This window comes from Kitasatospora sp. NPDC034023 (genome assembly GCF_055575795.1).
The window spans coordinates 54,739-70,402 of the sequence record NZ_JBVIRY010000023.1 but is presented as its reverse complement, the minus strand read 5'-3'; the positions used below and the strand labels follow the sequence as shown (position 1 = coordinate 70,402).

Annotated in this window: 10 protein-coding genes and 1 tRNA gene; all 11 read left to right on the top strand. The window is 69.6% G+C overall.

Annotation, left to right across the window (positions count from 1 at the left end; all coding sequences use genetic code 11):
• Nucleotides 1–60 precede the first annotated feature (60 nt).
• The 11 genes from ACZ52R_RS27610 to ACZ52R_RS27560 all read left to right on the top strand — a co-directional run bounded on the left by ACZ52R_RS27610 (nucleotide 61) and on the right by ACZ52R_RS27560 (nucleotide 15,624).
• Nucleotides 61–900, top strand: a complete 840-nt coding sequence (locus ACZ52R_RS27610) for an SCO4651 family lipoprotein (protein ID WP_465616129.1) — start codon at nucleotides 61–63, stop codon at nucleotides 898–900.
• A 100-nt stretch (nucleotides 901–1,000) separates the two neighbouring features.
• Entirely contained in the window at nucleotides 1,001–1,948 is a 948-nt protein-coding gene (locus tag ACZ52R_RS27605; protein WP_465616131.1) for an SCO4651 family lipoprotein, read from the top strand.
• A 185-nt stretch (nucleotides 1,949–2,133) separates the two neighbouring features.
• A complete protein-coding gene (locus tag ACZ52R_RS27600; RefSeq protein ID WP_465754344.1) occupies nucleotides 2,134–3,012 on the top strand; it encodes an SCO4651 family lipoprotein in 879 nt (292 codons plus the stop codon).
• A 345-nt stretch (nucleotides 3,013–3,357) separates the two neighbouring features.
• Nucleotides 3,358–3,921, top strand: coding sequence for a 50S ribosomal protein L10 (gene rplJ / locus ACZ52R_RS27595; protein ID WP_045693068.1), 564 nt, complete (start codon nucleotides 3,358–3,360; stop codon nucleotides 3,919–3,921).
• 88 nt (nucleotides 3,922–4,009) lie between these two features.
• Nucleotides 4,010–4,393, top strand: a complete 384-nt coding sequence (gene rplL / locus ACZ52R_RS27590) for a 50S ribosomal protein L7/L12 (protein ID WP_360494915.1) — start codon at nucleotides 4,010–4,012, stop codon at nucleotides 4,391–4,393.
• Nucleotides 4,394–5,090: 697 nt separating this feature from the next.
• Nucleotides 5,091–8,567 carry a DNA-directed RNA polymerase subunit beta gene (rpoB, locus tag ACZ52R_RS27585; RefSeq protein WP_360494918.1) on the top strand — a complete coding sequence of 1,159 codons (3,477 nt, stop codon included), beginning with the start codon at nucleotides 5,091–5,093 and terminating at the stop codon, nucleotides 8,565–8,567.
• A gap of 98 nt (nucleotides 8,568–8,665) precedes the next feature.
• A complete protein-coding gene (locus ACZ52R_RS27580) occupies nucleotides 8,666–12,559 on the top strand; it encodes a DNA-directed RNA polymerase subunit beta' (protein WP_360494921.1) in 3,894 nt (1,297 codons plus the stop codon).
• Nucleotides 12,560–12,756: 197 nt separating this feature from the next.
• Nucleotides 12,757–12,830, top strand: a tRNA-Met gene (locus ACZ52R_RS27575).
• 172 nt (nucleotides 12,831–13,002) lie between these two features.
• Complete coding sequence (locus ACZ52R_RS27570) at nucleotides 13,003–13,677, top strand: DUF4097 family beta strand repeat-containing protein (protein WP_465754343.1); 675 nt, start codon at nucleotides 13,003–13,005, stop codon at nucleotides 13,675–13,677.
• A gap of 82 nt (nucleotides 13,678–13,759) precedes the next feature.
• Nucleotides 13,760–14,947 (top strand): sensor histidine kinase, encoded by a 1,188-nt coding sequence (locus tag ACZ52R_RS27565; protein ID WP_465754342.1) that lies wholly within the window; start codon nucleotides 13,760–13,762, stop codon nucleotides 14,945–14,947.
• Entirely contained in the window at nucleotides 14,944–15,624 is a 681-nt protein-coding gene (locus ACZ52R_RS27560; protein ID WP_360494930.1) for a response regulator transcription factor, read from the top strand. Before ACZ52R_RS27565 ends, ACZ52R_RS27560 begins: the two co-directional genes overlap by 4 nt.
• Nucleotides 15,625–15,664 lie beyond the last annotated feature (40 nt).

Here is a 15,664-nt window from a genome sequence, read left to right as displayed (position 1 = left end):
CTGAGAAGACCTGAATATCAGCTCTTCCATGGATCGAATCGGACCTCACGGGGGTACTCCATGCGCGCTGTGCGCCTCGCCTCGGCCGTCGCGACGACGGCCGTCCTGCTCGGTGCGGTCACCGCCTGCAGCAGTGGCAGCAAGGGCGGCAACGACGCCAAGAGCGGTGACGCCAAGGGCGGCGACCCGATCGCGGCGGCGCTGACCGGAGACCCGAAGGCGGCGCTGGCCGCCTCCGCACTGGTCATGCAGAAGGCCGGCAACGGCAAGGTCACCATGATCGCCCCGGACGACGCCAAGGGCGGCGGCTCCGGTGACGCCGACTGGAAGGACCCGGCCAAGGCCGCCGCGGACCTGACCGGCGACATGGGGGGCAAGAAGCTCAGTTTCCGGGTGATCGGGGCGGACGCCTACCTCGGCGGCGGCGACGCGGCCGCGGCCCTGGGCGGCAAGCACTGGGTCAAGCTGCCCGCCGGCAACGAGGCCGGTGACGGCTTCGTGGCGGCGGGCCAGATGCTGAACCCGGTCGTCGTGCTCACCGTCGCGGCCCAGGGCGGCAAGCTGTCCAAGGTCGGCCAGGAGAGCCTGGGCGGCGTCCAGACCACCCACCTGCGGGCGGTCGAGGACACCTCTGTCCTGGTGGCCGGGATGTCGGCGCTCCCCGAGGGCCAGCGCAAGGCCGTCCAGAAGACGCTGGAGGAGGACGGCAAGACCCTCACCTTCGACTTCTGGCTCAACGGCAAGCAGGAGCTCGTCCAGTACCAGGAGTACGGCGACACGAACGGCCAGAAGCAGGCCGTCACCGTCAAGTACTCGGACCTCGGCAAGGCCTCCGCGATCACGGCGCCCGCCGCCGCCGACCTCGGCGACGCGACGGACCTGCTCAAGCTGCTCGGCTGATCCGGCCGGGCCGGTGAACCGGAGCCCGTGGGGCTCCACCCGCACGACCGGCTACCGCCCCGGGCGCACCTCGCGCCCGGGGGTTCTCAAGGGGGGAACCATGGCTGGAACCCGCAAGACCGCCGTCGCCGTCGTCCTTGCCGCTGTGGCGCTGACCGCGACCGCCTGCAACGACAGCAACGGCGACGGCAGGAACGCCGCCCCGGCCGCCCCGGCCGCGCCGACCACGGCCGGCGCGCAGGCTGGCGCGCCGTCGTCCGCAGCCTCGTCGGAGGCCGCCTCGAAGCCGACCAAGGTGACGCCGGCGGTCTACCTGGAGCAGGTCACCCAGAAGACCGGCGCGGCCAAGTCGGCGAAGATCGACGAGGTGATCACGGTGGGCGCGGTCACCATCAAGGGCAAGGGTGCGGTCGGCTGGTCCGACGGCCTCGAAGCCGACCTGACGATGGACCTGTCGGGCTCGCCGATGGCCAAGGTCCTGGAGCCGGTGACCGGCGGGCCCAGTGTGCGGTACCTGTACACCAAGGACGCGATGTACATGCGCCTGGGCGGACAGATGGTCCAGAGCGGTGGGGGCCCGCACTGGGTGCGCTTCGACAAGGCCGACATGGCCAAGGCGACCGGCGGCTCGACCGACCAGCTCCAGAACGCGGACCCGGTGCAGGGCGTCCGGACGCTGATCGCCAGTGGCAAGGTCGCGGAGGTCGGTCCGGAAACGGTGAACGGCAAGGCCACCACCCACTACTCGGGCACGCTCAGCGTCGCCGACATGGCCAAGGCGAGCGGTCAGGGAGTGACCGCGGACCAGCTCGACCAGATCAAGCAGAAGCTGACCGGGGCCGGCATCACCAGCGACCAGGTCGACGTCTGGGTCGATGCCGACCAGCTCGTGGTCAAGCGGACCGAGCGGTCCGAGACCAAGGCCGGCCCGCTGAACGTCTCCGTGACGTACTCGGACTACGGGACCCCGGTCATCGCGTCCGAGCCGGCCGACTTCATCGACTTCGGCGACCTGGACCAGTACATGAAGGACGACGCCACCAGCTGACCCGGGCGGACGGGGAGCCGACGCCGTCGGCTCCCCGTTCCGCGTCCCGACTCGGCCGACCCGGTGGATCCGCCCGGGCCGCGCGGCCCGACGAGGGGGCCGCCACCGACCGAGCCGGTGGCGGGTGGCATGGTGGCCGGAGGAGGGCCGCCGTCGGACGGGGGCCGGGCGAGGAGGGAACGGACGTGGCGGGACGGCAGCGGTTGGCGGCGGTGGCCGTCGTCGCCCTGCTGGCGAGCGGGCTGAGCGGATGCGGCGGGGGAGACGACGCGCGCGCGACGCCGTCCGGCAGCCCGAGCACGACCAGCGCCTCGCCGGCCGGCGCCTCCTCGACCGGGCCGGCCAAGCCGACCGACCGCTCGCCGCACGGGGTGCTGCTCTCCGCCCAGCTGGCCATGCAGACCGCCCGCCGGGCCAAGGTCAGCTACCGGCTCAGTGCGGACGCCGGATCCGGCCCGCTGTTCTGGCAGCCGAAGACGGCACTGCAGGTCAAACGCTCCACCCCGGGCGACGCCGAGCAGCTGATCGTCGTGGACACCGTCGCCTACCAGGGCGGCGACGCCGCCACCGCGGCCCGGCACGGCGGCAGGCACTGGGAGCGCTTCACCGTCCCGCCGGACCCGGACGGCCACAAGGAGATCCCCTACGCCGGGCTGATCGACCTGCTGAACCCGGTCGAGGCGCTGGCCGCGGCCACCGCCGACGGGACGGACGCCGCCTTCGTCGGCGAGGAGAAGTACGAGGACTCGACCGTCGAGCACTACCGGGTCACCACCACCGCCGAGAAGTACGCGGCCGCCCAGACCCAGCTGACCCAGGCCCGCCGGGACGGCCTGCGGGCCGCGCTCGCGCCCGGCGGCTCGCTCTCGCTCACCCTGGACCTCTGGCTCAACGACAAGGACCAGCTGGTCCGGATCCAGCGCACCGGAAACGGGGACAGCGGCCGGGCGGACGACTCGGTGCTCTACACCGACCTCGCCGGGGCCCTGCTCTCGGCGCAGGCGCCCGCCGAGACGGACACCGTGGACACCGGCGTCCGGACGGTCTCCCCACTGGCCCGCTGAGCCCCGGGACGGGCGGGGTCCGGGCGATTTGCCCCGGACGGCGCGGTGCCGTTACTGTTACCGAAGCCAAAGACCGCTGGTTGTCGCCGCGCCCCGTCAGGGAGCCGGTGGCCGAAGGATCTGCGATTCGTCGCAGGCAGCCCGCGCAGGTGTGTCTGGAGCTTCGACTTCCGGGTACCGCGCTCGCGTGGACGCCCGTCGAGGTCGTCACGAGCCCCGTGCGCCTGCGCACCGGGGCTCCTTGCATTTCGCAGGAGCTTTCCTTCCGTCCGGTCGGTCCGCGGCGACCTAGGTCGACTTTCGCGGTCGGCCCGACTTCGACATCACGGAAGGAGGCGTAAGCCTATGGCCAGGCCCGACAAGGCTGCTGCCGTTGCCGAGATCACGGACAAGTTCCGTGGCTCCTCCGCGGCGCTGCTGACCGAGTACCGCGGTCTCTCGGTGAAGCAGGTCAAGACCCTGCGTCGCTCGCTCGGCGACAACGCCGAGTACGCCGTGGTGAAGAACACGCTGACCAAGATCGCGGCCAATGAGGTCGGGATCACGGAGCTCGACGACCTGTTCAACGGTCCGACGGCTGTTGCCTTCGTCACCGGTGACCCGGTGGAGTCGGCGAAGGCTCTGCGTGACTTCGCCAAGGAGAACCCCGCTCTCATCATCAAGGGCGGTGTCCTTGACGGTAAGGCGCTGTCCGCCGATGAGATCAAGAAGCTCGCGGACCTCGAGTCCCGCGAGGTGCTGCTCGCCAAGCTGGCGGGTGCCCTGAAGGCCAAGCAGTCCCAGGCTGCCGCGCTCTTCCAGGCCCTGCCGTCGAAGCTCGTCCGCACCGTGGACGCGCTGCGCGACAAGGTCGAGCAGGGCGGTGCCGGTACGCCGGCTCCCGCCGCCGAGGACGCTGCCGCCGAGTAGTTCGGCAGGCTCACGCCTCGCTGCGGGCCCGTGCCCGCCAAACCCGTACATACGGCACCACCTGCCGATTTAGTGGAAGGACGCCATCATGGCGAAGCTGACCCAGGACGAGCTGCTCGCGCAGTTCGAGGAGCTCACCCTCATCGAGCTCGCTGCCTTCGTGAAGGCCTTCGAGGAGAAGTTCGACGTCACCGCTGCCGCTCCGGTCGCCGTTGCCGCCGCCGGCGTTGCCGGCCCGGCCGCCGAGGCCGCTGAGGAGCAGGACGAGTTCGACGTCATCCTCGACGGTGCCGGCGACAAGAAGATCCAGGTCATCAAGGAGGTGCGCACCCTGACCTCCCTCGGCCTGAAGGAGGCCAAGGACCTCGTTGACACCGCTGGTGCCAAGGTCCTGGAGAAGGTTGCCAAGGACGTTGCCGAGAAGGCCAAGGCCGCCCTCGAGGGTGCCGGCGCCAAGGTCACCGTCAAGTGATCATGCGCCCCCTCTGAGGGGGCGTACGGCCGGGCCGATCACCCTTGCGGGTGGTCGGCCCGGCTTTTTGCGTTCCCGGGGTACCGGGCGGTGCCCGGCCCCGTTTTCCCGTCCGGGCCGGCGCGGCCCACCGGTGTGGCCCACCGCTCACTCGGCACCGTCGGTGGCGAGCGGTAAGGTGATCACCGTCGTCAGGGGCGGCCCCCACCACGGCGTCTGTAACGCGGGAGGGGTCCGGACCGATGGACGGGGCGAGGTCCGCCCCGTCGGCGGGCCCTTGACGAACCCTGGCGCGGCGCGCGATTCTCAAGGCGCGAGTCCGCCCGGTTGGTTCGCTGCTGGATGCATAACCAGTGGCTCCGGCGGGAAATGACTCCACGTGAGTTAGAGCAGTACCCGGCAGGCGTTCGCGTCCGCCGGCTACCGGGAGGAGTCTCCGATTCGGTCTCCGAATCAGAGCTGGACAGCAGTGTGGCCTTTGGCTACACTGTCCCTTTGCGCTGCCTGTTAGCTGCTCCGTGACTCGTCGCCCGGAGTTTGCGTTGCCCTGAAGGGGTCTGGCATCGCCTCCGCAAAGCGGCTCTGACCTGGGGTTTCGACCCCGGCGGAGGCCAGTGGCGAGGAGGCGGGTCCAAGCCCAATTAGGCCCGGCTGGTACGCGCGTAGTGAGCTCCGAGCCCTCGGAAGGACCCCCCTCTTGGCCGCGCCGCGCAACGCCTCGAACAATTCCGCCGCATCCACCGCTCCTCTCCGCGTCTCGTTCGCGAAGATCAAGGAGCCCCTCGAGGTCCCGAACCTCCTGGCCCTGCAGACCGAGAGCTTTGACTGGCTGCTCGGCAACGCGGCCTGGAAGTCCAGGGTCGAGAAGGCGCTGGAGAACGGTCTGGACGTCCCCACCAAGTCCGGTCTGGAGGAGATCTTCGAGGAGATCTCCCCGATCGAGGACTTCAGTGGGTCGATGTCGCTGACCTTCCGCGACCACCGTTTCGAGCCGCCGAAGAACTCCATTGACGAGTGCAAGGACCGCGACTTCACGTTCGCGGCTCCGCTCTTCGTCACGGCCGAGTTCACCAACAACGAGACCGGTGAGATCAAGTCTCAGACGGTCTTCATGGGCGACTTCCCGCTCATGACCCACAAGGGCACGTTCGTGATCAACGGCACCGAGCGTGTCGTCGTGTCGCAGCTGGTCCGTTCCCCGGGTGTGTACTTCGACTCCACCCTGGACAAGGTCTCCGACAAGGACATCTACTCCTGCAAGGTCATCCCCTCGCGTGGTGCCTGGCTGGAGATGGAGATCGACAAGCGCGACATGGTCGGCGTCCGCATCGACCGCAAGCGCAAGCAGTCCGTCACCGTGCTGCTGAAGGCCCTCGGCTGGACCAACGAGATGATTCTCGAGGAGTTCGGCGAGTACGAGTCGATGCGCAACACCCTGGAGAAGGACCACACCCAGGGCCAGGACGACGCGCTCCTGGACATCTACCGCAAGCTGCGTCCGGGCGAGCCGCCGACGCGCGAGGCCGCGCAGACGCTTCTGGAGAACCTGTACTTCAACCCGAAGCGCTACGACCTCGCGAAGGTCGGCCGTTACAAGGTCAACCGCAAGCTGGGCAACGCCGAGTCGCTGGACTCCGGCGTGCTCACCGAGCCCGACATCATCGGTGCGATCAAGTACCTGGTGAAGCTGCACGCGGGCGAGACCGAGTGGCGTGACGGCGAGGGCCGCGACATCGTGGTCGAGGTCGACGACATCGACCACTTCGGCAACCGCCGCCTGCGCAACGTCGGCGAGCTCATCCAGAACCAGGTCCGTACGGGTCTCGCCCGTATGGAGCGCGTCGTGCGCGAGCGCATGACCACCCAGGACGTCGAGGCGATCACGCCGCAGACCCTGATCAACATCCGGCCGGTCGTCGCCTCCATCAAGGAGTTCTTCGGCACCAGCCAGCTGTCGCAGTTCATGGACCAGACGAACCCGCTGTCGGGCCTGACCCACAAGCGTCGTCTGTCCGCGCTCGGCCCCGGCGGTCTCTCCCGTGAGCGCGCCGGCTTCGAGGTCCGTGACGTGCACCCCTCGCACTACGGCCGCATGTGTCCGATCGAGACCCCCGAAGGCCCGAACATCGGTCTGATCGGGTCGCTGGCCTCGTACGGCCGGGTCAACGCCTTCGGCTTCATCGAGACCCCGTACCGCAAGGTCATCGAGGGTGTCGTCACCGAGCAGGTCGACTACCTCACGGCCGACGAGGAGGACCGCTACGTCATCGCGCAGGCCAACGCCCCGCTGACGGCGGAGCTGACCTTCGCCGAGCCGCGTGTCCTGGTCCGCCGCCGTGGCGGCGAGATCGACTACATCCCCGGCACCGAGATCGACTACATGGACGTCTCGCCGCGCCAGATGGTGTCGGTCGCGACCGCCATGATCCCGTTCCTCGAGCACGACGACGCCAACCGCGCACTCATGGGCTCGAACATGATGCGCCAGGCGGTGCCGCTGCTGAAGAGCGAGGCTCCGCTGGTCGGTACCGGCATGGAGTACCGCTGCGCCGTCGACGCCGCGGACGTCATCACCGCCGAGAAGGCCGGTGTCGTCCAGGAGGTCTCGGCCGACTACGTCACCGTGGCCAACGACGACGGCACGTACACCACGTACCGCGCCGCCAAGTTCACCCGCTCCAACCAGGGCACCGCCTTCAACCAGAAGGTGCTCGTGGACGAGGGCGCCCGCGTCGAGGTCAACCAGGTGCTGGCCGACGGCCCCTGCACCGACGAGGGCGAGATGGCCCTCGGCAAGAACCTCCTCGTGGCGTTCATGTCCTGGGAGGGTCACAACTACGAGGACGCGATCATCCTGTCGCAGCGCCTCGTGCAGGACGACGTCCTCTCCTCGATCCACATCGAGGAGCACGAGGTCGACGCCCGTGACACCAAGCTGGGCCCCGAGGAGATCACCCGGGACATCCCGAACGTCTCCGAGGAGGTCCTCGCCGACCTCGACGAGCGCGGCATCATCCGCATCGGCGCCGACGTCGTCACCGGCGACATCCTCGTCGGCAAGGTCACCCCGAAGGGCGAGACCGAGCTGACCCCGGAGGAGCGCCTGCTCCGCGCGATCTTCGGTGAGAAGGCCCGTGAGGTCCGCGACACCTCGCTGAAGGTGCCGCACGGTGAGTCCGGCAAGGTCATCGGCGTCCGCGTCTTCGACCGCGAAGAGGGCGACGAGCTGCCCCCGGGCGTGAACCAGCTGGTCCGCGTCTACGTGGCCCAGAAGCGCAAGATCACCAACGGTGACAAGCTCGCCGGCCGTCACGGCAACAAGGGTGTCATCTCCAAGATCCTGCCGGTCGAGGACATGCCGTTCCTGGAGGACGGCACCCCGGTCGACATCATCCTCAACCCGCTGGGCGTCCCGTCCCGAATGAACCCCGGGCAGGTCCTGGAGATTCACCTCGGGTGGCTCGCCAAGCAGGGCTGGGACGTCTCCGGCCTCGCCGACGAGTGGGCCCAGCGCCTGCAGGCGATCGGCGCCGACACCGTCCAGGGCGGCACCAACCTCGCCACCCCGGTCTTCGACGGCGCCCGCGAGGACGAGATCACCGGCCTGCTGGACAACACCACCCTCACCCGTGACGGTGAGCGCCTGGTGAACTCCACCGGCAAGGCCCGGCTGTTCGACGGCCGCTCCGGCGAGCCGTTCCCGATGCCGGTCTCGGTCGGCTACATGTACATCCTCAAGCTGCACCACCTGGTCGACGACAAGCTGCACGCCCGCTCGACCGGCCCGTACTCGATGATCACCCAGCAGCCGCTCGGTGGTAAGGCGCAGTTCGGTGGTCAGCGCTTCGGTGAGATGGAGGTGTGGGCCCTCGAGGCGTACGGCGCGGCCTACGCGCTGCAGGAGCTCCTCACCATCAAGTCCGACGACGTCCTCGGCCGCGTGAAGGTCTACGAGGCCATCGTCAAGGGCGAGAACATCCCCGAGCCCGGCATTCCCGAGTCCTTCAAGGTCCTCATCAAGGAAATGCAGTCGCTCTGCCTCAACGTGGAGGTGCTGTCCTCGGACGGCCAGTCCATCGAGATGCGGGACTCCGACGAGGACGTGTTCCGCGCCGCCGAAGAGCTCGGCATTGACCTGTCCCGGCGCGAGCCGAGCAGCGTCGAAGAGGTCTGACGGAGGTTGGGCCGGCTGCCCGCGCAGCCGGCCCGCCCCCAGGCCCCCCTCAGACCACATGAACGACTCTCGACTTACGAAAGAGGGCTTGACGACCAGTGCTTGACGTCAACTTCTTCGACGAGCTCCGCATCGGCCTGGCCACCGCCGACGACATCCGCCAGTGGTCGCACGGCGAGGTCAAGAAGCCGGAGACCATCAACTACCGCACCCTGAAGCCGGAAAAGGACGGGCTCTTCTGCGAGAAGATCTTCGGCCCCACCCGGGACTGGGAGTGCTACTGCGGTAAGTACAAGCGCGTCCGCTTCAAGGGCATCATCTGCGAGCGCTGCGGCGTCGAGGTGACCCGCGCCAAGGTGCGTCGCGAGCGGATGGGCCACATCGAGCTGGCCGCCCCGGTCACCCACATCTGGTACTTCAAGGGTGTCCCGTCCCGCCTGGGCTACCTGCTGGACCTGGCGCCGAAGGACCTCGAGAAGGTCATCTACTTCGCCGCCTACATGATCACCTGGGTCGACGACGAGCGCCGCCAGCGCGACCTGCCGTCCCTGGAGGCGCACGTCTCGGTCGAGCGTCAGCAGATCGAGAACCGCCGCGACTCCGACCTCGAGGCCCGCGCCAAGAAGGCCGAGACCGACCTGGCCGAGCTGGAGGCCGAGGGCGCCAAGGCCGACGTGCGCCGCAAGGTGCGCGAGAGCGCCGAGCGCGAGATGAAGCAGCTGCGCGACCGCGCGCAGCGCGAGCTCGACCGCCTCGACGAGGTGTGGGCCCGCTTCAAGAACCTCAAGGTCCAGGACCTCGAGGGCGACGAGCTGCTCTACCGCGAGCTGCGCGACCGCTTCGGCACCTACTTCTCCGGCTCGATGGGCGCGGCGGCCCTCAAGGACCGCCTCGAGACCTTCGACCTGGCGGAGGAGTCCGAGCGCCTGCGCGAGATCATCCGCACCGGCAAGGGCCAGAAGAAGACCCGTGCGCTGAAGCGCCTCAAGGTCGTCTCCGCGTTCCTGCAGACCACCAACAAGCCCAACGGCATGGTGCTGGACTGCGTCCCGGTCATCCCGCCGGACCTGCGTCCGATGGTGCAGCTGGACGGTGGCCGCTTCGCGACCTCCGACCTGAACGACCTGTACCGCCGCGTCATCAACCGCAACAACCGCCTGAAGCGGCTTCTCGACCTCGGTGCCCCCGAGATCATCGTGAACAACGAGAAGCGCATGCTCCAGGAGGCCGTCGACGCGCTGTTCGACAACGGCCGTCGTGGCCGTCCGGTCACCGGCCCGGGCAACCGCCCGCTGAAGTCCCTCAGCGACATGCTGAAGGGCAAGCAGGGTCGTTTCCGTCAGAACCTGCTCGGCAAGCGAGTCGACTACTCGGCCCGTTCGGTCATCGTCGTCGGCCCGCAGCTCAAGCTGCACCAGTGCGGTCTGCCGAAGGCCATGGCGCTGGAGCTCTTCAAGCCGTTCGTGATGAAGCGCCTGGTCGACCTGAACCACGCGCAGAACATCAAGTCGGCCAAGCGCATGGTCGAGCGCGCCCGTCCGGTCGTGTGGGACGTCCTCGAAGAGGTCATCGCCGAGCACCCGGTCCTGCTGAACCGTGCGCCCACCCTGCACCGCCTCGGCATCCAGGCCTTCGAGCCGCAGCTGGTCGAGGGCAAGGCCATCCAGATCCACCCGCTCGTCTGCACCGCGTTCAACGCGGACTTCGACGGTGACCAGATGGCCGTCCACCTGCCGCTCTCCGCGGAGGCGCAGGCCGAGGCCCGCATCCTGATGCTGTCCTCGAACAACATCCTGAAGCCGGCCGACGGTCGCCCCGTCACCATGCCGACCCAGGACATGGTGCTCGGTCTGTTCTTCCTCACCTCGGACCGCGAGGAGGTGAAGGGCGGTGGCCGTTCCTTCTCCTCCACCGCCGAGGCCGTCATGGCGTTCGACGCCAAGGAGCTGGACGTCCAGGCCGTCATCGACGTCCGTCTGCCGATGGGCACCGTCCCGCCCCGTGGCTGGACCCCGCCGATCGACGAGGACGGTCAGCCGGGCTGGTTCGAGGGCGAGTCCTTCCGCCTGCAGACCACCCTGGGCCGCGCGCTCTTCAACGAGCTGCTGCCCGAGGACTACCCGTTCGTCGACTACGAGGTGGGCAAGAAGCAGCTCTCCGCGATCGTCAACGACCTGGCGGAGCGCTACCCCAAGGTCGTCGTCGCGGCGACCCTGGACAACCTGAAGGCGGCCGGCTTCCACTGGGCCACCCGCTCGGGTGTCACCGTCTCGATCTCCGACGTCGTCGTCCCGCCGAGCAAGCCCCAGATCCTCGAGGGCTACGAGGCCAAGGCCGAGAAGGTCCAGCGTCAGTACGAGCGCGGCCTGATCACCAACGACGAGCGCAAGCAGGAGCTCATCGGCATCTGGACCCAGGCGACCAACGAGGTTGCCGAGGCCATGAACGCGAACTTCCCGAAGACCAACCCCATCTTCATGATGGTCGACTCGGGTGCTCGTGGAAACATGATGCAGATGCGCCAGATCGCCGGTATGCGTGGTCTGGTGTCCAACGCCAAGAACGAGACGATCCCCCGTCCCATCAAGGCGTCGTTCCGTGAGGGCCTCACCGTTCTCGAGTACTTCATCTCGACCCACGGTGCCCGTAAGGGTCTGGCCGACACCGCTCTGCGTACCGCCGACTCCGGCTACCTCACCCGTCGTCTGGTCGACGTCTCCCAGGACGTCATCATTCGCGAGGAGGACTGCGGCACCGAGCGCGGCCTCAAGCTGTCGATCGGTTCCGTGGGCGCCGACGGCGTGCTGCGCAAGGCCGACGACGTCGAGACCAGCGTCTACGCCCGCATGCTCGCCGAGGACATCACGGTGGACGGCAAGCTCCTTGCCACCGCCAACACCGACCTCGGTGACGTGCTGATCGACGAGCTGATCCGCCACGGCATCGGCGAGGTCAAGACCCGCTCGATCCTGACCTGTGAGTCGGCCGTCGGCACCTGCGCCATGTGCTACGGGCGCTCGCTGGCCACCGGCAAGCTGGTCGACATCGGTGAGGCGGTCGGCATCATCGCCGCCCAGTCCATCGGTGAGCCCGGTACCCAGCTGACGATGCGTACCTTCCACACCGGTGGTGTGGCCGGTGACGACATCACCCAGGGTCTGCCGCGTGTCGTCGAGCTCTTCGAGGCCCGTACCCCCAAGGGTGTGGCCCCGATCTCGGAGGCGCAGGGCCGGGTCCGCATCGAGGACACCGAGAAGACCCGCAAGCTGGTCATCACGCCGGACGACGGCAGCGAGGAGATCGCCTACCCGGTCTCCAAGCGTGTGAAGCTGCTCGTCAGCGAGGGCGAGGCGGTCGAGGTCGGCCAGAAGCTGACCATGGGTGCCACCAACCCGCACGACGTGCTGCGCATCATGGGCCAGCGGGCCGTCCAGATCCACCTGGTCGCCGAGGTCCAGAAGGTCTACAACTCGCAGGGTGTGTCGATCCACGACAAGCACATCGAGATCATCATCCGGCAGATGCTCCGCCGCGTGACGATCATCGAGTCGGGCGACGCCGAGCTGCTCCCGGGCGAGCTCGTCGAGCGCGGCCGCTTCGAGACCGAGAACCGTCGCGTGGTCGCCGAGGGCGGTCACCCCGCCTCCGGCCGTCCGCAGCTGATGGGTATCACCAAGGCCTCGCTGGCCACCGAGTCCTGGCTGTCGGCCGCCTCCTTCCAGGAGACGACCCGGGTCCTCACCGACGCGGCGATCCACGCCAAGTCGGACCCGCTGCTGGGCCTCAAGGAGAACGTCATCCTCGGTAAGCTCATCCCGGCCGGTACGGGTCTGCCCCGCTACCGCAACATCCGGGTCGAGCCGACCGAGGAGGCCAAGGCCGCGATGTACTCGGCCGTCGGCTACGACGACTACGACCTGTCGCCCTTCGGCGCCGGCTCCGGCCAGGCGGTTCCGCTGGACGACTACGACTACGGCCCGTACACCGGCTGAGTCGCGCGTCACTGATCGCAGGGCGGTCACCCCTCACGGGGTGGCCGCCCTGCGGCGTTTCCGGGCCTCTGCGGCGTTTCCCCGGGCCCCTGCGGGGTTTCCGGGGCCCTGGCCGAGGCCGGCGGGGGTCGGCCAGGGCCCCGGAGGGAAAGCGATTAGGTCTTTTGGTCGAAGTCGCGTAAGGTCGTGTTTACCGACGCGGGGTGGAGCAGCTCGGTAGCTCGCTGGGCTCATAACCCAGAGGTCGCAGGTTCAAATCCTGTCCCCGCTACTCGTTCGAAGGGCCCGGAGGCATTTGCCTCCGGGCCCTTCGGCATTCCCGGAGGAGCTCCTCGCCCGTGCGGGGGAGACGGGGGAACCGCTCCCGGGAGGGAGGCGTGGGAACGGTCGGGTGCGGAAGGCTTCTCGGTGTCGGGTGACGGGGCTTTCGAAGGGGGCCGGGGATGAAGCGGGTACTGGGCGCGGTGGCGATCACGGCGGGGGTGCTGGTCGGGATGTCGGGCTGCCTGCCGATCGGGGACGACCAGGAGCACCGGACGGTCGAGTACGGGGTGGCCGAGCCGGTCAGGGAGCTGGTGGTCGAGGGGGAGAACGGCGGCGTGGTGGTGACCGGCGCCGGTGACACCGTGCACGTGGTCGAGAACCAGAACTACAGGGGGGACGCGCCGAAGAGCACGCACGAGGTGAAGGACGGCGTGCTCCGGCTGACGTACGACTGCGACCACTGCGGCATCGGGTACACCGTGCACGTGCCGGCCGGGACCAAGGTGCGGGTGAAGGAGACCAACGGCGGCATCAAGCTGAACGGGCTGGCCGGCGAGGCGGAGGCCGACGTGAAGAACGGCGGGGTCGAGGCCAGCGGGCTGACCTCCCCGCAGGTGAAGCTGACCGCGGTGAACGGCGGGGTGCGGGCCGACTTCGCCGCCGCGCCGTCGAAGGTGGAGGCGAAGACCTCGAACGGCGGGGTGCGGGTGCAGGTGCCGGGCGGGCAGGCGTACGCGGTGGACGCGAAGGCGTCGGTCGGCGGGGTGGACGTGAGCATCCCCTCGCAGCCGGGAGCGGCGCGCACCATCACCGCGCGGGCGGAGACCGGCGGTGTGACGGTCAGCGGTGCCTGACCGGGCCGTTCCGGAGGTACTGCCGGTAGGGCATGATCTTCTCCGCGGGGGCGGTGTCCCCGGTTACGGGGGAGGTGCCGGGGTGGATCGTGCTTCGGGCCGGCTGAACCGGCCGGCCGGGCTGAGTCCGTACGTGCAGGACTCGCTGCTGGCGGTGGTGTCGGCCGGGATCTCGATCTGGGCGGTCTACAACGACGACACGGCCTGGCCGTGGTGGGTCTACCTGGTGGCCGTGTCCACCGCGCTGCCGCTGCCCTGGCGGCGCCGGGCGCCGCTGACCGCGCTGGCGGCGAGCAGTGTGGCCTTCGTCGCGCTGTCGCTGCTGGCGCACTCGGCGAACCCGCAGGTCCCGCTGGCCGGGGTGATCGGCCTCTACACGGTCGCCGAGCGGTGCTCGGACCGGGCGCGCTGGACGGTGCTGGCGGCGACGGTGGTCGGCAACGTGATCGGCACCCACTCGCCCAACGGCGCGCTGTTCAGCCTGATCACCTCCGTCGGCTCGTTCGTGTTCGGCTCGCTGGTGCGCGCCCAGCGGGAGCTGGCCCGGGTGCAGGCGGAACGTGCCCGGGAGGCCGGTGAGCGGGCGGCCAGCGAGGCCGGCCGGGCGGTGGCGCAGGAGCGGGCCAGGATCGCCCGGGAAATGCACGACATCCTGGCGCACGCGGTCTCGCTGATGGTGATCCAGGCCGAGGCCGGGCCGGTGGTGGTGCGCAGCAACCCGGACCGGGCGATCCGCGCGTTCGACACCATCGCCGACGCGGGGCGCGACGCGATGGTCCAACTGCGTCGCGTGCTCGGGGTGTTGAAGGAGGAAGGGGTCGGCCCGGAGCTGGCGCCGCAGCCCCGGCTGGCCGAACTCGCCGACGTGGCCGAGCGGGTGCGCCAGGCCGGGCTGGCGGTGGAGCTCGAACTGGCCGACGGGCTGCGCACGGCGCCCGCCGACGTGCAGGCCGCGGCCTACCGGATCGTGCAGGAGGCGCTGACCAACACGGTCAAGCACGCCGGGGCCGACCGGGCCGCGATCCGGGTGCGGCAGGCCGGGGACGTGCTGGAGGTCGTGGTCTCCGACAACGGCCGCGGGGTGCCGCCGACGGCCGGCCGTACGGTGGTCGGCTGGTCCGGCGGGCGCGGGCTGGTCGGTATCCGGGAGCGGGCGGCGGCCTGCGGCGGGCGGGCCGAGGCCGGTCCGGGGCCGGAGGGCAGGGGTTTCCTGGTGAGCGCCCGGCTGCCGCTGGGGGCGGGCGGAACGGTGGAGGGGGTGGGCGGATGACGCCGATTCGGGTGGTCGTCGCGGACGACCAGGAGCTGGTGCGGGCCGGGTTCGGGATGATCCTGGACGCGCAGCCGGACATCGAGGTGGTGGCCGAGGCGGCCGACGGCGCCGAGGCCGTCGAGGCGGTGCGTGAGCACGGCCCCGACGTGCTGCTGCTGGACGTCCGGATGCCGGTGATGGACGGGCTGGAGGCGGCCCGCCGGGTGTGCGCCGAGTTCCCGTCCACCAAGGTGATCATGCTGACCACCTTCGACATCGACGACTACGTCTTCGACGCGCTGTACGCGGGCGCCAGCGGCTTCCTGCTCAAGGACGTCCGGCGGGACGACCTGGCGCACGGGGTGCGGATGGTCGCCTCGGGGGAAGCGCTGCTCGCGCCCTCGGTGACCAGGCGGCTGATCGGCGAGTTCGCCGCCCGCCGGCCGGGGGCGCCGGAACGGGCGGTGCGGCCGCCCTCCAAGCTGCTGGAGCAGCTGACCCTGCGCGAGCAGGAGACGCTGCGGCTGATCGCGCGCGGGCTGTCCAACGCCGAGATCGCGGCCGAGCTGGTGGTCAGCGAGCACACGGTGAAGACGCATGTCAGCAATGTGCTGAGCAAGCTCGGGCTGCGGGACCGGGTGCACGCGGTGGTGTTCGCCTACGAGGCGGGGGCGGTGGTGGTGGGGGAGTCCTGACGGGCTCCGCCACGGCGGGCTCGGCCGGGGTGCCTCCCTC

What these genes read in the sequence shown, in the direction of transcription:
- ACZ52R_RS27610 (WP_465616129.1), top strand. Translation starts at nt 61, where the DNA reads ATGCGCGCTGTGCGCCTCGCCTCGGCCGTCGCGACGACGGCCGTCCTG.
- ACZ52R_RS27605 (WP_465616131.1), top strand. Translation starts at nt 1,001, where the DNA reads ATGGCTGGAACCCGCAAGACCGCCGTCGCCGTCGTCCTTGCCGCTGTG.
- rplJ (WP_045693068.1), top strand. Translation starts at nt 3,358, where the DNA reads ATGGCCAGGCCCGACAAGGCTGCTGCCGTTGCCGAGATCACGGACAAG.
- rplL (WP_360494915.1), top strand. Translation starts at nt 4,010, where the DNA reads ATGGCGAAGCTGACCCAGGACGAGCTGCTCGCGCAGTTCGAGGAGCTC.
- ACZ52R_RS27570 (WP_465754343.1), top strand. Translation starts at nt 13,003, where the DNA reads ATGAAGCGGGTACTGGGCGCGGTGGCGATCACGGCGGGGGTGCTGGTC.
- ACZ52R_RS27560 (WP_360494930.1), top strand. Translation starts at nt 14,944, where the DNA reads ATGACGCCGATTCGGGTGGTCGTCGCGGACGACCAGGAGCTGGTGCGG.